Origin of the sequence: Gynurincola endophyticus (genome assembly GCF_003991195.1) — a bacterium.
In the GTDB taxonomy this organism is placed as follows: Bacteria; Bacteroidota; Bacteroidia; order Chitinophagales; family Chitinophagaceae; genus Gynurincola; species Gynurincola endophyticus.
The window spans coordinates 841702-861168 of record NZ_RCWL01000001.1 but is presented as its reverse complement, the minus strand read 5'-3'; the positions used below and the strand labels follow the sequence as shown (position 1 = coordinate 861168).

Annotated in this window: 13 protein-coding genes; 6 read left to right on the top strand and 7 right to left on the bottom strand. The window is 37.5% G+C overall.

What is annotated here, in order from left to right; translation table 11 throughout:
* Positions 1–72: 72 nt before the first annotated feature.
* Positions 73–1263, bottom strand: a complete 1191-nt coding sequence (locus D9O48_RS03500) for an ATP-binding protein (RefSeq protein ID WP_126970609.1) — start codon at positions 1261–1263, stop codon at positions 73–75.
* 411 nt (positions 1264–1674) lie between these two features.
* Between D9O48_RS03500 and D9O48_RS03495 the strand changes: the two genes are divergently transcribed.
* The 4 genes from D9O48_RS03495 (at position 1675) to D9O48_RS03480 (ending at position 5202) form a co-directional block, all read left to right on the top strand.
* Positions 1675–2148 carry a hypothetical protein gene (locus tag D9O48_RS03495; protein WP_126970607.1) on the top strand — a complete coding sequence of 158 codons (474 nt, stop codon included), beginning with the start codon at positions 1675–1677 and terminating at the stop codon, positions 2146–2148.
* Positions 2138–2353 (top strand): helix-turn-helix transcriptional regulator, encoded by a 216-nt coding sequence (locus D9O48_RS03490; protein WP_126970606.1) that lies wholly within the window; start codon positions 2138–2140, stop codon positions 2351–2353. The genes D9O48_RS03495 and D9O48_RS03490 overlap by 11 nt, the downstream gene beginning before the upstream one ends.
* A gap of 106 nt (positions 2354–2459) precedes the next feature.
* The gene (locus tag D9O48_RS03485; RefSeq protein WP_199750483.1) at positions 2460–4058 is read left to right on the top strand and encodes a M20/M25/M40 family metallo-hydrolase; all 1599 of its coding nucleotides are present in this window, start codon (positions 2460–2462) and stop codon (positions 4056–4058) included.
* Positions 4059–4137: 79 nt separating this feature from the next.
* The gene (locus D9O48_RS03480) at positions 4138–5202 is read left to right on the top strand and encodes a phosphotransferase enzyme family protein (protein WP_126970605.1); all 1065 of its coding nucleotides are present in this window, start codon (positions 4138–4140) and stop codon (positions 5200–5202) included.
* A gap of 127 nt (positions 5203–5329) precedes the next feature.
* Here D9O48_RS03480 and D9O48_RS03475 read toward each other — a convergent pair whose 3' ends face one another.
* The 5 genes from D9O48_RS03475 to D9O48_RS03455 all read right to left on the bottom strand — a co-directional run bounded on the left by D9O48_RS03475 (position 5330) and on the right by D9O48_RS03455 (position 13880).
* Positions 5330–6754 (bottom strand): Gfo/Idh/MocA family protein, encoded by a 1425-nt coding sequence (locus D9O48_RS03475; RefSeq protein ID WP_126970604.1) that lies wholly within the window; start codon positions 6752–6754, stop codon positions 5330–5332.
* 133 nt (positions 6755–6887) lie between these two features.
* Entirely contained in the window at positions 6888–9257 is a 2370-nt protein-coding gene (locus D9O48_RS03470) for a hypothetical protein (RefSeq protein WP_126970603.1), read from the bottom strand.
* An 18-nt stretch (positions 9258–9275) separates the two neighbouring features.
* Positions 9276–10388, bottom strand: coding sequence for a DUF4249 domain-containing protein (locus D9O48_RS03465; protein ID WP_126970602.1), 1113 nt, complete (start codon positions 10386–10388; stop codon positions 9276–9278).
* A 2-nt stretch (positions 10389–10390) separates the two neighbouring features.
* Entirely contained in the window at positions 10391–13141 is a 2751-nt protein-coding gene (locus tag D9O48_RS03460; RefSeq protein WP_126970601.1) for a TonB-dependent receptor, read from the bottom strand.
* Between the two features lie 16 nt (positions 13142–13157).
* The gene (locus D9O48_RS03455; protein WP_126970599.1) at positions 13158–13880 is read right to left on the bottom strand and encodes a hypothetical protein; all 723 of its coding nucleotides are present in this window, start codon (positions 13878–13880) and stop codon (positions 13158–13160) included.
* A 229-nt stretch (positions 13881–14109) separates the two neighbouring features.
* On the opposite strand from D9O48_RS03455, the gene D9O48_RS18720 reads away from it, so the two are divergent.
* Together D9O48_RS18720 and D9O48_RS03450 are read left to right on the top strand one after the other, a co-directional pair.
* Entirely contained in the window at positions 14110–14262 is a 153-nt protein-coding gene (locus D9O48_RS18720; RefSeq protein ID WP_158624804.1) for a hypothetical protein, read from the top strand.
* A 911-nt stretch (positions 14263–15173) separates the two neighbouring features.
* Positions 15174–18662 carry a S8 family serine peptidase gene (locus tag D9O48_RS03450; protein WP_126970597.1) on the top strand — a complete coding sequence of 1163 codons (3489 nt, stop codon included), beginning with the start codon at positions 15174–15176 and terminating at the stop codon, positions 18660–18662.
* Between the two features lie 55 nt (positions 18663–18717).
* Here D9O48_RS03450 and D9O48_RS03445 read toward each other — a convergent pair whose 3' ends face one another.
* A complete protein-coding gene (locus D9O48_RS03445; RefSeq protein ID WP_126970595.1) occupies positions 18718–19374 on the bottom strand; it encodes a hypothetical protein in 657 nt (218 codons plus the stop codon).
* Positions 19375–19467: the final 93 nt, after the last annotated feature.

The following is a 19467-nucleotide window of genomic DNA, read 5'->3' as shown; positions in this document are numbered from 1 at the left end:
ATCAGGTGATGCAAGCTGTATTATCTCTTAATATATAATCTATTTTTCCCCCACAACGTTCCCTTTATCATACTAATTGAAAGATTTGATATAGTTAATCATCCCCACCACCCCAATTGCTTCCACCCCATCAGACATTGGAAATTGTTCAGAACCGGCATAAACAACAAACTTATGCGTGGCTTTAATATCTTCGCAGGCGGAGAAAAAACCTTTGGTGAGTGTTGGAGCAGAAGAACGTTTTACTTCTATTGCCCAGATCTGTTTGTCAGGACCTTCCAATACCAGATCTATTTCTGCCTGAGATGAATTTCGATAATAACTATACTGCCATTTATTAGACAGATGACGAATAATATTTTCCACTACAAATCCTTCCCAGCTGGCGCCTACTATCGGATTACCTAGCAGGCTATCATAGTCTGAAATATTCAGTAGTTTGTGTAATAATCCGGTATCACGAATGTATATTTTTGGGGACTTTACCAATCGCTTTTTGGTGTTTCCTGCCCAGGGTTGAATTTGTCTGACCATGTAAAAATCAGTCAGGGTATCGAGGTAAGATTTCACTGTAGTATGACTTATATCAAGCCCCTTTCCTATTTCAGATAAGTTTACTTGCTGTCCATGATAATGTGCCAGCATCGTCCAGAAACGCTTCATTCTTGTGGCTGGTATCTGCGGCCCCATCAAAGGAATATCCCTTTCTACATAGGTGGAAATAAAATCGTTTCTCCATTCCCAACTTTCGTTTTCGTTTACAGCCAGAAAACTATCGGGAAAACCTCCTCTGAACCAAAGCTTTTCAGCGGAAAAGTTTAAAGGATTCATATCATGTATTTCTAATGCAGAGAACGGGCTTAACTCCAGATACCGGATTCTACCCGCCAGCGTTTCAGAGGACTGCTGCAATAAATCACGCGAAGCAGATCCCAGTAACAAAAACTGAGCAGATTTCTCCCCCGCCCGTTTTCTGATATCAACTAATCCTCTCAGAATACGAAACAAATCAGGTTTACGCTGCACTTCATCAATAATCAATAATTTATTCTCAAACCTGCGTAAATAAGACTCAGCATCACTTAATTTATTCAGATCCGTATCCAGTTCCAGGTCGAGATAAATGACTTCCTTTTCTATATGTTGTTGTGTCATTTGCAAGGCCAGCGTTGTTTTTCCTACCTGCCGGGGACCAAGCAATGCCACTACAGGCATATTCTCTAATGCATTCAATAAGTTGGCTTCCAGCTCCCGAGTAATCATTTTATGTAATTTGCAAGTTAAACTTTCAATTTACACAAATTTAAGCCATTTTTTATGCAATTTGCAAGCTAAACTTTCAATCTGCATAAAATAATTGAGAGAGGAGAAGGGGGAGAGGAAAATGAAATTAAGAATTATAGTTCAGAATTCAGAGGGAGACTATTAACAGCTTAAACTCATAATCCTCTCTGCGTTCATAATGCTACATTCTAAATTCTTAATTCCTTTAATTTCTTAATGGTAAAAGTAAAAACAGCATAGCCCGTTTGCAATTTCAGCTTTCAATACACAACAGCTCCTTCTAATAATATACGAAAAAAATACGACAGCTCCAATTAACATATTTTTAACATCAAAAAGTAAAGCTAACTTTACATTAACCCATACCTTAGATGTAAAGAATACTTTACAATGAAACAATTCAACATCCCACACCGCTACAAACCTTTAGGCTGGTTTATTTTTGGAGTGTCAACTGTTCTGGGCATCCTTTATCTGATTAACACAGACCTGTTACCCCGTTGGGAAGTGAACTTTCCGGCAGTACTGTCCAATGAGCTTTTCGGAGAAACCACCTTTTTTACACTTGCAGTAACAGACCTGACCACATTACTTACCGCCATCGGCATCATCATCGGTGGTATTATGGTAGGCTTTTCGCAGGAAAAAGTAGACGATGAATACCTGAATCAGATTCGGTTAAAAGGACTTCAGTATGCTTTTCTCACTCATTGCATCCTGCTCATTTTCTCTCTGCTGTTCGTACGTGAAATGGCTTTATTAATGGTGCTGATGCTGAACATTTTTGTAATGGTCATTCTGTTTGTAATCATTACGCAGGTTTTACTATACAGAATTCAAAAATCGATGGGGCATGTTGAATAAAGTAAAAGAAAAACGAACGGCTGCCGCATTTACACAAGAAGAAATGGCGCAGAAAATCGGTGTAAGCCGCCAAACCATTCACGCCATCGAATCGGGTAAATATGTACCTTCTACAATTCTGGCCCTCAAACTGGCTTTATTTCTGAAATGCAATGTGGAAGATCTGTTCAGTTTAACCCAGGAAGATTTATTACCACTTATATAATTTGTATTTGCAGGTACAATTTTTTTTAATAATTTCAGAGCTGGTTTATGATATGCAACTAAATATCAATTTATTGCGTCCTTAGTTTAACACAAAATCAGTTATAATGAAACAACCTGCTTTACTGAATGCCGTGAGAAAATCGATTGTTCTCCCGTTATTATTCACCGGTGCAGCCGCTATTGCACAACCTACCATGATGGGTAGAGGTCAACAACAACAACTTGACCCGATCATTGAGAAAATGACTAAAGAAGCTAAAGAAAGTTCTCAATTAAAATCTTTAGCACATCACTTGTTAGACAAAATCGGACCTCGTTTAACAGGTACTCCACAAATGAAAATGGCTAACGACTGGGTAGCTGAAAAATATAAAGAGTGGGGAATCAAAGCTGAGTTACAAAAAACCGGTGAGTGGACCGGTTGGGAAAGAGGTATTACTCACATTGACCTGATCACTCCAAGAAGTAATTCATTACATGGCCGTCAATTGGCTTACTCTCCAACAACCAACGGTAAAACCGTTAATGGTGAAGTAGTAGTAATTCCTGAAGTAGCAGATAAAGCTGCATTCGACAAATGGTTAGGAACTGTAAAAGGAAAATTCGTTTTAATTTCACAGGTTCCTGTATCAGGCAGATCTGATGTTAACTGGAAAGAATTCGGTACACAGGAGTCTATCGACAACAACAGAAAAGAACAACTGGAAAGCACTCAGGCATGGATGAAAAGAATCACTAACTCAGGTTATACAAACGCTACATTAGTAGGTGCATTGGAAAATGCAGGTGCTGCCGGTGTAATCATTTGTAACTGGTCTAGAGAATTCGGTGCAAACAAAGTATTTTCTGCTACTACTAAAAAAGTTCCTCATTTAGATTTATCAGTAGAAGATTATGGTATGTTATTCCGTTTAGCTGAAAGTGGTTCTAAACCAACAATCGCTGTTCGTGCTGAATCTAAGCATACTGCCAACGTGCCGATGTTCAATACCATCGCAACGATTCCTGGTACTGAAAAACCTAATGAGTATGTAATCTTATCTGCACACTTAGATTCATGGGATGGTGCTACCGGTGCTACTGACAACGGTACAGGCACTATCACTATGATGGAAGCTGCCCGTATTTTGAAAAAATACTACCCTAATCCAAAAAGAACCATCATCATTGGTCACTGGGCTTTTGAAGAAGGTGGATTAAACGGTTCAAGAGCATTCGTTGAAGATCATCCTCAAATCGTTAAGAACGTACAGGCTGTATTCAATCAGGATAACGGAACCGGTCGCGTTGTAGATGTAAGCGGTTCAGGTTTCTTACATTCTTACAGCTATATCACCAGATGGTTAAATCAGGTTCCTAACGAAGTACGTCAACATATTAAATCTACCTTCCCGGGTTCTCCTGCAGGCGGTGGTTCTGACCACAGCTCATTCATCGCAGCTGGTGCTCCGGCATTCTCATTAAGCTCTTTAAGCTGGGGATATGGTACGATTACATGGCATACTAACCTGGATACTTATGATAAAATCGTTTGGGATGATGTTACCAATAACGTAATCTTAACTGCCGCTTTAGCTTATCTGGCTAGTGAAGATCCTGAAAAAACATCTAATGAAAAAGCGATTTTACCAAGCAATCCAAGAACCGGTCAACCTGGTCAATGGCCTGCACAGGCATCGCCTAAACGTTCTCCGAATCAATAATAAAAAGAGAAAGTTAATATCATAAAAAAGCTTCCTATATGGAAGCTTTTTTTTATTTTCATTACTGAATGTTTCTGAAATGAAAATTAGTGATCCCAACATCAGCTCGACAGACCAACTGATTATCGCCGTACTGCGAGCTTATGACATACCCGCAGACCAGTATAAACTCCATTCCATCGATGTAGGTTTAATCAATCAAACCTATTTATTGCAGGATCAATCCGGCAAGGAACAACATTATATTCTGCAGAATATTAATGCCAATGTATTTGAGCATCCTGAAGACATTGATCATAATATCCGGTTGATTTCTGAATATTTGCAACAGCACTACCCTCAAGACAAAAATCTGTTACTGAAGTTTACGATTGAAAAAAGTACGCTGTTACAGATAAACGATCGCTTTATCCGTGTTTTTGATTATATCAGTAATACTGTTACGCATAATACGGTAGCAAGCGCCTCACTGGCGTTCGAAGCGGCCGGAGCCTTTGCCAGATTTTCACATCACTTAAAAGACTTCGATGTAAATGCTTTACGAATTACCATTCCTGACTTTCATTCGTTGCACTACCGCTCACAACAACTGGAGAAAGCCTATGGAGAAGCGAATGAAGAAAGAAAAAAAGCGGCACACTCCACTTTACAGAAAATAGCACAACAAAAACGTGTAATTGAGTTTTCAATCAATATTCCATTTGAAGAAGGTTTTATCAGACGGGTAATGCACCACGATACAAAGATCAGTAATGTATTATTCGACAGAGAAGATAAAAGTGTTTGTGTAATTGACCTTGATACGGTAATGCCAGGCTATTTATTCAGTGACTGGGGGGATATGATTCGTACTTATGTTTGTCCTGTACATGAGTCATCGCAGGAGTTTGATGCCATACACGTTAGAAAAGATTTTCTGGAAGCAATTTTCGAAGGTTACATACAAGGAATGCCTTCTGTAACCGCATTAGAAAAAGAACATTTTATCACTTTCGGTGAAATCATGATTTTAATGCAGTCTATCCGATTCATGACAGACTATCTCAACAATGATCAATATTATCCGACTGAATATGCCGAACAAAATCTGCACCGGGCAATTAATCAGATAACGTTACTGAAAGCTTTACAAGAAAAGAATTGAAAATGGAGAATTAAAAATTGAAAGTGTAAAAAGCTATTTATAATGAACACAGCAAATTATAGTCAGTTCAAAAACAGCTCTTAATTCTTAACTCTTAATTCTCAATTCTTCTCAAAGGTAATTAGTTTTACAAACTGATCTGGCCTTCGGGCTTCGGAGCTTTTGAACGCACAGAGGTATTGCCTCCTCCTCTTAATCCAAGATCTACCGGTTTATTGATCTTCCAGTTACCTCTGGTAAAATCAGGAACATCTACCGGTCTTGAACGTTTACTTACCGACTGATTTGATAAATGTACAACAGCACTCCAGCTGGCGGCATCATATACATCCTGATCTAAAGCCAATCCGTTTCTTAAACAGTCAATTAAACGCCAATCCATAATAAAGTCCATACCACCATGACCACCGATTTGTTTAGCAATATCACCTACGTGTTTAATCAGTTCAGGCGTATGTTCTTTATATAAATCCTGTAATTGTTCGCTCTTTAACCACGAGTGTCCGAAAGCAATTCGTTCAGGTGACGGCCATTTACTGGCAACGCCTTTTGTGCCTGACAACAGATGTATTCTTGAATAAGGCCGGGGAGAAGTAACATCATGCTGTACCATCAACGTTTTACCGAAATGCGTTCTTAACAGAGTGGTATTCATATTACCCCGATAAGTATGGTTTTCAAATTCTTTAAAAAACTCATCCTGGGCAGCCAGTTCTTTTGCTTTTGCCTGCATCATAAAATCGTTCGTTGACATGGAAACCATGTAATCGAAATTATCACCACGGTTAATATTCAAACATTGCGCTATAGGCCCCAGACCATGAGTAGGATAAGGGTTACCATTGCGTTTGGCATTTTCTCTTAAACGCCACATATTTTCGTATCCGTTTTTACTAAAATTCAAAGAAACGAGATCATGTATGTATGCACCTTCCGCATGAATCAACTCACCGAATAATCCTTTCTGAGCCATTGCAAAAGTGAGTGCTTCAAAGAAATCGTAGCAACAGTTTTCAAGCATCATACAATGCTTTTTTGTTTTCTCTGAAGTTTCTACCAGCTCCCAACACTCATCAAGCGTTAAAGCTGCAGGCACTTCTACCGCAGCATGTTTTCCGTTCTTCATTGCATAAACAGCCATTGGTGTATGCAAGTGCCATGGTGTGCAGATATATACCAGATCGATATCATTTCGTTCACACAATGCTTTCCATCCGTCTTCACCGCTATATTCTACTGCTTTGGATAATCCTTTATCGGTTAAATACTTTTGTGCGGCGGCAGCTCTTTCAGGCAGCTTATCACAAAGCGCAACAATACTCGCGCCTTCAATAAATGAAATTCGCTCAACGGCTCCGGGACCTCTCATTCCTAAACCTATAATACCAACTCTAACCGTTTCCAGTTTAGGAGCCTGATAACCACACATATTGAATTTAGGTTTCTTACCGGCTAACGGATGCGGGGTCTCTTCACTCATAAATGCCGGTAATCCGGCTAAGGCACCCGTTGAAAATGAAACGTTCTTTAAAAAGCTTCTTCTTGAGCTCATAAGTGCAAGTTAGTTGAAGAATGAAAATAAGTACTTTTCCCGATATGAAAAATATGCAAACGTTTGCAATTTATAAATAAAAAAGCCCCCGTATCAACATTGTGTTGATACGGGGGCTTTTATTGATTTCTTATTATTTTACTTCAAAATAGAATTTGTATGAACCGGCTTTTCCTTCTTTATCCAAACCCTGAATAATACCTACATATTTACCTTTTAAATCCGACGTGTAAATGTCTATGCTTTTGGAAGTACCTGCGTTGATTTCTACACTTGGATTCCAGTACATTGTATGTCTGTAATCCGGTAATCTCGATTCTTTCGCTTCTTTGCTCTGATAAACAGGATGATAAAAGGTGCGATATTTCTGTAATCCTTCATAGTTTACTACTTTAACGATTTCTGGTAAAACATATCCACCCAGGTCACCATTATAAGATTTGAAATTCACAATTCCATTGTAGTATCCCATACCGTGAACATAAGCACGTGAGAGCACTTCAACTTTTTCAAACAACAGCGGATCTAAAGCAAAAACTTCGGTATCGTTCTGAATGACTAAACCATCAATCATTGTCAATACATTTTCTCTGTGAGGTTCTTTATAAATCGTATTAATAATACCGATACGCAATTCTTTGTTCTTGGTATATACATTTACCGGCAGTACAAATTCGCGTAAAACCTCTTCCATTGTATTAAACCTGGTGTAGTTATCCAATATATAAGAATACATCGGTTTCTGGAAGAAAGGAATGGTATCTAATGCTTTTACCACATTATATTCTCTGATTTTATCAGCATAATAGATATTGTAGGTCTGGTTACCAACATGGTATTCTTCCAACATATCTAAATTGCCGGCAGTACTGTAAGAAAACTTACGGGAGAATGGTGATTCGTGTTCATTAATAAAATTCTCCGAAACAATAAACTCATAATTTTTATCTGTCATATCCAGCACCTGTAAGTAGATATCATTGACGCCATATACATCCTTCAGAATAAAACTGAAATCGCCAAGGCTATCGGTCATGGCAGTACCAATTTTATAATATTTACCCGGTAATGAATAAGAAATGGTTTTATTGGCAATCGGTTGTTTTGAAACACTATTGATCAATTTCCCATAAACGATCTGCCCTACTACTTCCGGTACATATTTAAAATCGCTGATCGCCAGATCACTCCAGTTAAAACGTCTCCAGCCATTTACCAGCATCAATAGGTCTATTTGCTGATGGATATCTTTTGACGAAGTATTAAAGTAATGACCAGGATTTTCCACTACTCCCTTCAATTCTCCACTCAACCATAAATACTGAAAAATATCCGACTCATCCACCTGAAACAGCGAGTCGATACGATAGATTGACAATGAACTATTGACATCTTTTCCGTTTGCAGTATTGATATCTAATTTCAATAAACTTCTTGTATCTAAAACAGTCTGATTAGTAGTCACTTCCAATTCAAGTTTAGAAGCAGGCACTTTAAAGAACAAACGTTCGCTCAAAGGTTGTCCGAAATCATTGATTGCACTAATAACATTAATACCATCTTTCAGATCATTTTTACTAACAACAAATACGGCTTCGCCATTCTGGAAGTTACCTTTCAGTTCTTTCACAGGAAGCCTGTTTGACGTAATTAAAAGATTCACCAATCTGGCTCTGAAATTATTAGCAGCTCCGATATTCTGAACTTTTATTTCAAGGTCATTTCCTTTATCAGTCAGACGCAGATTTGATCCGGTAGCTTCTATACCTCTTACTGCTTGTAAAATCTGTTCTCCACTTTCCAATTTCACGATAAGGTGATATTGCTGATCTTTTTCAGGAGTAAAAACCAGTTTTTGCATCCCAAGTGCATTACTTTTTACATGTGCGATCGTATCTTTTGCATTCCTGGTTAACCACACTTCATTAGCAACACCTTTACCTATTTCATTAACAACCTGATAGGCCAGATTATTTTCAATACCTGCCAATAATACGCCACCTTCCGGATACAGATTTACAGCGTAACCGGCCTGAATATCTGCCACAACAGCAGTATCACTGGAGAAAGTATTGTAAATAGCAATTTGTTTTTCAAAGAACAGGTCTTCACCAAAGTTCTTCATGTAGTTCGTGTACACTTTCAATTGGTAGATGCCGGATCCAAGATGTAAAGGAAGGTGAATGCTACCATTTGATTCTTTAGGATCAAGTGAAACCTTAGCGCGGAATACCGGCTCAAGCGCCTGATCCAATAATTCTACATAAGCTACATTACTAACATTCAGCGGCTTGTTAAAGTAACCATCTATGTAGTACAATTTATACCACATAATTTCACCTGCGAGATAAGCATCTTTGTCTGTATGAACAAAGATTTTCTCATTGAGGCTTTTATTATTAAATTTTTCCAGTGACAACTTCAACTGCTCGTAATTATTTACCTGAGCCGACAGTGAAGTAACACTAAAAAAGAGAACGATATATAAAAAAATATTTTTCATTGTTGATTTGATATTCGTTTACCAGAATGCAGGTTTATTGTTATTACCACCTCTTAGTCTACAGTCTACACAAAAGTTAGACGCCGAAGGAATGGTACGGCCTCCTCTGTCATAAGGCAGATAAATGGCAGGGAAATAAAATTCTGTAGAATCTACCGTTACATCATAAGGAACACAACTTAATCTGAAATTCCAGTTTTCAACCTGAGCATTATCAATAAAAATTCTTTTATTCTTTTCGATAGAAGCGTCAACAAATCCTAATACTCTTTCATCAGGATCATTCAGACAAACAATATTTCCAACCAGTTCTGAAGGTTGAGGATCAAAGATAGAACCGATGGATTCTGTATTTTTCCGCATCAGATCTAAAAATTTGTATCCTTCGAGAGAAGAAGCATATTGCCGTACTAAAATTGAATACCTTACAGACAATCTATCATCTGCATTGGCTATCAGGTGAAATCTATGATCTACCAGCTTAGAAGAATTTAGATTATCTGTGGTACCTAAAATGATACTGGTAGAACGACTGTTTTTATAACAAAAAAACTGTGTACTCATAGAAGAGTCTACTAACATATCATTTGCCTGGTCATACCAAACTGTACTGTAATATGCAGATCTGATCTCCCAGTCTTCCTCAAACGTCCAGTGAAAATATTTTGCTTTGTTGGACGGATCTTCAGTATTTAACTTCAAAGCGAGCCCGTCATAAATTCTTTCAAAATTAATATCTCCGATATCCGGTGTATTTAACAATTCAGTATACGCAGAAGCATATTCTTTACCATCACCGGTGCGTATGAATATTCTGTAATTTTTACCGATTTCGGTATTTGCAAAACCTTCATATCTTTTATTCTCGTTGGAATATACCAACTCAAAAGTCAAACCGTTTTCATCCTGTACATAAACGCTGGCACCAAATTCAATCACCAGTTCAGAGCGGTCGTTTACGTTCACCGATCTGGTCAGGTAAGCATAACTGATCGTATTGCTACCGGTGATCTGGCCTTCTACCACCAGTACATTTAAATCATTCGCGTCCACATTAATATAGTAAGGGTCTTTACAACCAACATTGACCAATACGATATATAGAGCCAATATATATTTTATAAATTTCATGACTAGAATTTAATATTATAGTTCACAAATGGTATCATAGATCCAAAGATGGACATTCTGTAACCGTTAATAGAGCCATTTTCAGTAACAAAGAATACAGAGTAAGCATTTCTTCTGCCTGTTAAGTTGTATACACCAATCGACCATGAGTTATGGGTTCTTTGGTATATCTTATGGTTACCATATATATTCAATGATAAATCGGCTCTGAAATAATCAGGAATTCTGTGAGCGTTACGATCAGAGTACATTACTCTATAAGCACCATTATAATAATATTTACCTACAGGTAAAGTAATGGGTCGCCCTGTTGAGTAGTTCACATTCGCAGAAATACTGAACCTGTGTGAAACTTTATAGTTACCTACGAAAATAAAGTCATGCGGTTTGTCAAAGTTTGCCGGATAGTAACTACCGTTATTAATCAATGTTCCTTTTGTAGGATCATCCATTTTCAACAAAGTTCTTGAGTAAGTATATCCGATCCAACCATTCAGTTTACCTACCGGTTTTTTCACTAAAAGTTCAACACCATAAGCTTTACCTTCGGTAGGCATTACATCCTGTTCAATTACTTCGTTCAGAATCAGCTTAGCACCTGGTTTATAATCGAGATAATCGTACATCTTTTTATAATAAAATTCAACTGATGTTTCGATGGTATTATTTCTCAGATTCTTAAAGAAACCTAAACTTGCCTGTCCGCCTCTTTGAGGAGCAATATTCATATCACTCAACTTCCATACATCGGTTGGAGCAATAGTAGTAGTATTTGACAACATATGAATATATTGTCTGCTGGTATTCAGTCCTGCTTTTACAGAGAATGAGTTTGTGAAAGCATAACGTCCGGAAACTCTGAATTCTGGTCCGCCATAAGTTTTCAGAATACCTGACTTATCGTAACTATCTGTAATTGTTGTTTCCGATTTAGGAATTCCGTCTAAATATTCGTTCCATTTTCTGGGTCCTAATACATTAAACATAGACAACCGTACACCGGCTGTTACAGAGAACTGTGGTGAAAATGTAATTTTATCAGAAACGTAGATAGCACTTTCAAGCGCTTTTTCAGTTTGCAGATTGATTGGCATTAATGAACTTTCAGCAGATCTTGCTTTAAAATTACCAGGATCCAGATTGTAATGAATAGCATTTAATCCGAATTCAAAAGTATGCTTACTGTTTCTGTAGTAAGTAAAGTCAGCTTTTGCATATTTTTGTAAAATCTGATAATTATAATCGAAGTTATTAAGTGCTCCATAATCGGTATACAAACCAAATACATAATTATCAACACCTGCAGTGAAAACACCGGTAAGGTTTTTATTAATCAGCTTTTTCCATTTCAGATTGGCGTTTCTGTTAGTATAATGATAAGTAGAATCGCTTCTTAATCTGAAATTATCTTTAGAATAATAACCGGTAAAGTACAGCGAGCTGTTTTCATTAAACTCATGGTGTATGTTTATGTTGAAATCAGTGAATCCTGCGTCGCCGTCTTCATATTCTTTCGGCAATAAACTTACCAGCCATTTAGCATAAGTAGTTCTTGCACCGAGCGTAAAGGAAGTTTTTTCTGATTCGCCTATCGGGCCTTCTAAATGCAGGCGCGAAGTAATCAAACCGATACCTGCAGAACCGGTCAGTTCTTTTTTATTTCCTTCCCGGCTCGAAATATCTAATACAGAAGATAATCTTCCGCCGTATTTAGCATCAACACTTGATTTATACAGTTGAATATCTTTAATCACATCCGGGTTAAAAGAAGAGAACATGCCAAAGAAGTGAGATGGATTATAGATAGTAGCATCGTTATACAAAATAAGGTTCTGATCTGCAGCTCCTCCTCTTACGTTAAAACCAGTACTGGCCTCCCCTACGGTTTTAACACCCGGTAAGGTGGTTAATACCCGAATTACATCCGCTTCACCAAATACTGCCGGCATCTGTTTAATCTCTGCAATCGTCAGTCTTTCTACGCCCATTTGCACGCGGTTAATGTTAGCAGATTTTTTAGCAGATACGGTTACTGCTTTTAAAGTTTCTACTCTTTCGGCTACAATGATATCTAACCTTCCGTTATCGTACATTCCCACATTGTAGTGAGCATCTCTGATACCGGCTCCCTGCACTTCTAATGAGTGTGCACCACCTTTAAGATTGAGTGTATAATATCCATATACATCGGTGGTAGCAGTGATAGAAGAGTCTTTAGAACTATAGATCGTAGCATTAATAACCGGTTCACCGGTTTTACTATTACGAACAAAACCCGTCAAAATAAAAGTACTGTTCGGTGTTAAAGTACTTCTCGAACCAAACTCATGTACTTTACTATTAGAAGCCACTTTCACATCTAATAAAGTCTGGGTACTGAACAACCCTTTATTATCTTCATAATTATTTTCCTTTCCGGTATATAATGAAGATAATTCAGGTCTGATCGTATAATCGGTGGTGATGAATACCTTATTATCTTTTGTAATAGCGAATTTAATGGGAGAACCTTCAAATAATTTGGTAAGTACCAAACTCAGGGGAGTTTTGTTCAATTCCAGATTTACACCAATGGTATCGATCGTTTTAGAATCATAGTAGAAAAAGAGGTTAGTTGATTTTTCTACTTCAGCAATAAACGCTTTGAACGTAATATTCTTAAAAGATCCGGTAATCGGAGGATCATTGCTTTGCTGAGCATAAATAAACTCAACAGAGCATAAGAATAAAATTAAAAATGCAAAGTATCTCATAAACAAGTTTGGCTAATTATTTATTTTTTATTTCTGTGGTTATCTGTATCAGTTTTTCCTTATTTCGTTTCCATTTATAATCATTCTCTTTTCCGATTTGTCTTAGCTCTTTAGAATTTATATTCAAAGTTCTTAACAAATCTTTTTTTCTTTCTATCATATAAGCTTTTCCACCCTCTATAATGTAGTATTCATTTTTAGGGAGGAATTCTTTTTCTACAGTCATTGCAACTTTTTCATTTAATTCCACCGCATCTAATGTCAAAGCAGTAAACTGTCCTTTTGCAAGATATCTGTAAATTCCCTGATCCAGGTTTTCTATTTCACCGCTACGGAAATGGCGAAACTCATGACCGTTTATCTCAAAACTTTCGATGCCTTCATTTTCGAGTTGTAAAGAGGTAAAACCATTGTAATGCTTAATGATAAGTGTTTTAATATACTTATCATACAAAGCAGGAATATCAAAGTAAGGAACGCCTCTGAATTTTAAATTGATAGGAGCAAAATCGCCACTAAAAAAATAAGGACTTCCCTTGATGGAACGTAAGTATCCATCATACACTGCTCCGGTGAAGAGTTCTAATTGCTGATACTCTTTCTCCTGATGCAAAACTCTGGCATGATAGCTGGCTGAATCTAAAATGGAAGCAGTTGGTGAAACGGCTTGTGCAAATGATTTGACATTCATTACACATAAGCATACAAGTGTTGTTAACAGAAACGGGGTGATACGCATACTTGAATATCTACTTTATAAAAAATAAGAAAAAATATAAACTATTCAATAGTGATTATTGGCTGTGTGCTATTGATTTTGGTTTTAATCGGATGGGTTCTAAAGCTGAAATATACTTTGCAAAATAGGTTAATTTCGGCGAAAGAATCTGAATTCGAATTTAAAATTATACTATTCAAAATGCACAACTAATCGACGAAAGGAATCAATTAATCGAAAAAACAGCATCATGAATAGTTCACTGATGACATTGTCATCAGAGTTACAATACCTAAAAGGTTCGTACGAAAAAGTAATGCATCGGCTTGATGAAATCAGTTTGAAGAATCAACGTCAAAAAGCAGAGATACAGCACCCTAACCAGTTTCAATTTCAAACATAAAACCTTAATAATCAATCAGAAACCATTAATCAGGAATTAACTGAAGTGATGGTAGAAATTGAACAATTACGTTATGAAAATACTAAATTTAATACAGAAAATAGAATTTTAGAATATCGGCATTTACAGTTAGCAGCAACTTACAATCTCAAAAAGAACGATTCGAAGCAGTCTACTCAAAAGTGCAGAATGAAATCAAATAATTGTCGCAACAAATTCTCTGTGAAAACACACGAAAATTTTCACTTCATCATCAGCAAGCTTTAGAAAAAGTTCTTTTTCCGTTAAGACAACAGATTTACTTTTTGAATGAAAAACTACCCTCCTGATATTATCGTTGAACATCTCCGCAACAGAAAAATGATGATCTGTTCAATGGTTTCTTTAACCGCTTATGAAAAATTCAGTTCCTCTGAAATACCCAACAGAAAGCGCAATTTTCAGATGATCACCCGAAGTTTATCAAAACTCCTGTTCACCTGCTTTCCCCAAAAGAATACAATCAGATTGCCGGTTCACTGGAAAAATTGCTGATTTGACCGAAAAAATGCATCAAAAAATCACCAGTTTTATCAAACACTTCGATGAAACCGGCGCCCGGATTCAGAAAGGCCAAATCTGATACCCTGACTGCTCAGAAAATATTATTAAGAGATAAAGACAAACATTTCAATCAGTTACAGCAGCTGAAGAGCATGCGAGTGTAGTCAAAACAACCAATTAAAACCACCCGTATCTTGCCGGAACCGGAAATACAAGAGCCCGGGCAGGAACAAAATTTATAATAATTTCTGATAGCAATAATTTTATATTGAAAGGAGAACATAAATTCCCTCACGGTGCGTTATAAGAGAGAGGAACTATGATACAACCGAGCGACCACTTTTAAAGTCCAATAACTAACCTAAATTATGAAAACATCATTTCTACTTGCAATACTTATCATAATATCCGGTATTCTTCACGCTCAGCAATTCGACCCGAAATATACTGACGGACGTATTTGGTTCAAAGTAAAAACGACTACCACCACTTCGAACCAAAAAAAGGGGAACGACCCAAAAGCCATCATTACTACGCGTGAAGTGGGCGCTGTTCCGTTAGAAATAAGACAACTTCCTGTTTTCTCGGGCAGCCGCTCCACCCAACAACAATTCAAATTTTACAGTCCGGTGAAAACAAAGCCCGAATTGTTTCCCGATCTTTTTTACGTTGAATACAAACAATTGTCGGTAGAAGATCCGCAAACCATCATTAACAGTCTGGTTAAATCGGGTTTGGTAGAATATGCTGAACGCGAACCAAGATTTGAAACATTTCATGACCCCAATGACCCGCTCAAAACAAATCAATGGTCACTGGAGAAAGTAAAAGCATTTGAAGCCTGGGAGTTATTACTGGATAAACCGTTTATGACCAATGGCAGCCCCATTATCATTGCGGTAGTAGATGATGCTATCAACATAGAACACGAAGACCTGGTAGATGTTCTCTGGATAAATACCGGTGAAATTCCGGGTAATGGAATTGATGACGACAATAATGGATATATCGATGATTACTATGGAGTGGATGTAACCGACTCTACTTTTTCTCCGATGCCTCCGGCAAACACTTTTAATCACGGTACACATGTGGCCGGTATTGCTGCTGCAAAAACAAACAATGGGAAAGGCGTTTCTTCGTTGGGATACAATCTTAAATTAATGGCCATCAAAGCCACCACTCAGGCGGGATATGTAAATGCCGGCTATAGCGGTATCATTTATGCCATCGAAAACGGCGCACATATTATTAACTGTTCGTGGGGAGGTTATCCTTCGTCACAGGTATTGCAGGATATTATTGATATGGCCACTCAAAATAATATTATGGTAGTGGGCGCAGCCGGTAACTTTGGTAACGACAACCTGGTTTACCCGGCCTCTTATAATGGAGTCATTTCTGTTGCCAATACCAACCAGTCTGATATCAGACATACCACCTCCAATTATGGACCCCGGATCGACATCAGCGCACCCGGATTCAACATATATAGTACCCGGGCATCTTCAGCCACAGGATACGAATATAAAACGGGCACCTCTATGGCTGCACCTATGGTGTCTAGTTTATTAGGACTCATGAAATCTATCGACCCAACTATTCCTAATGTTGACATCAAAGGTTGTTTATTATCAACCGCTGTGAATATTGATGACCTGAATCCTGCCTACGCCGGCCAGCTTGGGGCGGGCAGAATAAATGCCGAAGAAGCGATAAAATGTGTTCTTGCGTTAACAGAATCGCCACCAGGAGCCGATTTCAGATCAAATATTCAACAAATTTCAGCTGGAGCCAGTATTAACTTTATTAACCAGTCGAGTTATTCGCCTACTACTTTTCAATGGTTTTTTGAAGGCGGCACACCTGCCACTTATGTAGGAGAAACGCCACCTCCTATCGTATATGAAAACGAAGGCAGCTTCGATGTAACACTCATCGTATCGAATGCTTATGGTTCAGACACTGTTACCAAACCTAACTATATTATAGCAACAGAAGGTATTCCCTGTGAAGCAAAAAACAGAGATAATAACTGGACATGGGGATTGTACGTAACTTCCAATAACCCTAATTCATGGTTAGCCGGAACCAACACTACGCGGATGATTGAAGAAAAAGCGATGTTCTTCGATTTTACATATTCAACAGCCACGCATGTGACCCGTACGTATCTTGAATTTTTCTCTAATACACGTAATTTAAACAATCACCAGGTGGTTCCGTTAAAAATTTATGACGGTACGAACGGTACTCCCGGTGCATTGCTCTATATTGACTCTTCCATTACTTATGCTCAGATAGTGAATGATATTATATTCGGCAGAGGAACTTATTATTACCATGAGAAAGCAGTAGAGTTACCTGCTTCTAAAAAAATATTTATCGCAGTTGACTTTACCAGTCTCTGCAGCACCGGAAATTGTAATGATGACCTTACATTAATCACTACTACCAACGGAGCCGTACCAAACAGTGTTTGGGAAAAACTCAATAACAGCTGGGTACAATACGGTTTTGCCGGCAGCTTTTCGTATGCAGGTAATTTTTCTATTTATCCTTATATCACCGGCATACCTTTTCAGTTCAACTTTAAACTGCCTCCGGCTATCTGCTTAAATCAACCTGCAGATTTTGACGGCAGTGAGATTACTACCAACGGAAACTGGTCGGTATGGTACGATGGTGATTCATCAGCAAGAGTTTTTAATACACTCAATTTAAGTCAGGCGTTTTCGACTCCTGGTATACATAGTATTTCGATTAATGCAACGGGAGGCGCTTGTTTAGACCACCGTGTTAACACTCAGACTTTTATTGTAAAAGATACACCGACCATTCAGCACAACATCCTTTCAAGCCAGGTTTGTTCAGGCAGTGTAGCTGAAATTAATGTTACCGGTGCTGAAAATTATTACTGGGTAAATCCTGGTTTTATAAATGGTTATGATAAAGACACTATATCGGTGGTACTGAATGAAAGCACCAATATTTCTTTAATCGGTACAACAGAAGGATGTAGTTCATATTACGACTTTTTCTTACCGGTAGAAGAAGCGCAACCATCAACAGTATCTCTTACATCCAACAATACGTTGACCGAGCCGGATATAACCATCACATTTACTGCCAGTGGTACTAATCTGGGAAATAATCCGGTTTATCATTTTTATGTAAACAATATCGTTCGTCAATCTGGCGCTGCGAATACATACGATCATTCGAATCCTCAATTAGGTGACCGTATAAATGTAGTCGTAACGAATATATCCGGATGTACTTTAAACACTCAACCTGCTTCTAATGCAATTATATTATCGTTGGTAACACTCCCTATTCATTTTGATTATTTTGATGCAAAGGCAAATACCGGTTACAACGAAATAAAATGGAAATTATCGAATATACAGACAGGTAAAAAAGTAACGCTGGAGAAAAGTACAGATGGTATAAACTTCCAGGCAATTGCAGAATTTGATTTTGTTGCGAATGCACCAATGTTGGTAAAAGATGCCGACCTGGCAACCTTACAGTTTTACCGCATCAAACTATTAAATATAAATGGCGAAACGGAATATTCAAATGTCTTAAAAATACAACGTGAAATCAGCCAACAGGTTAAAGTTTATCCGAGTATTATTCAGGGAAACCAACCGGTCAATATTTCAATGACCGATAAAAGTAGTCATAATTATACAGTAGAGGTATTAAACAGCTCAGGGCAAATTGTAAATGTTCATTTAATCAATGGAAGCCGGGCAATAACGTTAAATACCCCTTCAAAAGGAATGTATTATATCAGAATAAGAAATGAATTCAATAAAATAATAAAACTGGAGAAGGTAATCGTACAATAAAAAAAGGGGCGTGAAAACGCTCCTTTTTATTTTATCATTTAAAAATCCAATTAAACTAAATCGCAAGTTCCTGTAATGCCGGAACAGCGTAAGCTGTTTTAACATTTGTACCTAAAGGTGCCTGTAATAACAACTGATTCAGCAACCAATAGATATCTTTATTTTTATAGCGTTCTCTGAATTCAATTTCTTTAACATGCAGCAGTAATGTTTTTCGGTTAATGCCTCTCGATTTAACCAATCGTTCTTTCATCAGATTCCAGAAACTTTCCAGAACTTCCATGTCGTGAATGTTATTTTGAACTTTAAACATTCTAACACTTTTGAAATCAACAATGGCGTTGTAATGCGAAAGATCCTGATCTCTCAGAAAGTTATAAACATCAATTTTACGCAGTTTTTTCATAGCACTTACCAGATCTTCAGAAAGTAAAATCGGTTCGGCTATCAGCGTATTGTCTTTAATAACAATTCCGTAAGTGTTCGTAACTACCACTTGTTCATCGTAATAAGTATCACTTTGTTGACATTCATCGAGCAGATGAGTTAAGATTCGGTTACGAATGAGTTTAAAATAGGCGTTTACTGTAATTCGGCTAACTTTCGTGATAGTAGCAATTTCACTTGCTGAAACATCTTCACAGAAATAGCGTATCAGATCACGCACTTCTTTTTCGGAGAGGTGTGCTCCTTTTAAAAATTTATTTTTCATGACTAGGCTTTTACAATAAAAATGTTATCGTAAAGTCTAGAAATATTTTAAAACAAAACAGTTAAAATATTATCAACGGTCAATGTTTAGGAT

Excerpts from the sequence above, each read along its gene's own strand:
- D9O48_RS03500 (WP_126970609.1), bottom strand. The coding sequence starts at position 1,263 with ATGATTACTCGGGAGCTGGAAGCCAACTTATTGAATGCATTAGAGAAT.
- D9O48_RS03495 (WP_126970607.1), top strand. The coding sequence starts at position 1,675 with ATGAAACAATTCAACATCCCACACCGCTACAAACCTTTAGGCTGGTTT.
- D9O48_RS03490 (WP_126970606.1), top strand. The coding sequence starts at position 2,138 with ATGTTGAATAAAGTAAAAGAAAAACGAACGGCTGCCGCATTTACACAA.
- D9O48_RS03485 (WP_199750483.1), top strand. The coding sequence starts at position 2,460 with ATGAAACAACCTGCTTTACTGAATGCCGTGAGAAAATCGATTGTTCTC.
- D9O48_RS03480 (WP_126970605.1), top strand. The coding sequence starts at position 4,138 with ATGAAAATTAGTGATCCCAACATCAGCTCGACAGACCAACTGATTATC.
- D9O48_RS03475 (WP_126970604.1), bottom strand. The coding sequence starts at position 6,754 with ATGAGCTCAAGAAGAAGCTTTTTAAAGAACGTTTCATTTTCAACGGGT.
- D9O48_RS03470 (WP_126970603.1), bottom strand. The coding sequence starts at position 9,257 with ATGAAAAATATTTTTTTATATATCGTTCTCTTTTTTAGTGTTACTTCA.
- D9O48_RS03465 (WP_126970602.1), bottom strand. The coding sequence starts at position 10,388 with ATGAAATTTATAAAATATATATTGGCTCTATATATCGTATTGGTCAAT.
- D9O48_RS03460 (WP_126970601.1), bottom strand. The coding sequence starts at position 13,141 with ATGAGATACTTTGCATTTTTAATTTTATTCTTATGCTCTGTTGAGTTT.
- D9O48_RS03455 (WP_126970599.1), bottom strand. The coding sequence starts at position 13,880 with ATGCGTATCACCCCGTTTCTGTTAACAACACTTGTATGCTTATGTGTA.
- D9O48_RS18720 (WP_158624804.1), top strand. The coding sequence starts at position 14,110 with ATGAATAGTTCACTGATGACATTGTCATCAGAGTTACAATACCTAAAA.
- D9O48_RS03450 (WP_126970597.1), top strand. The coding sequence starts at position 15,174 with ATGAAAACATCATTTCTACTTGCAATACTTATCATAATATCCGGTATT.
- D9O48_RS03445 (WP_126970595.1), bottom strand. The coding sequence starts at position 19,374 with ATGAAAAATAAATTTTTAAAAGGAGCACACCTCTCCGAAAAAGAAGTG.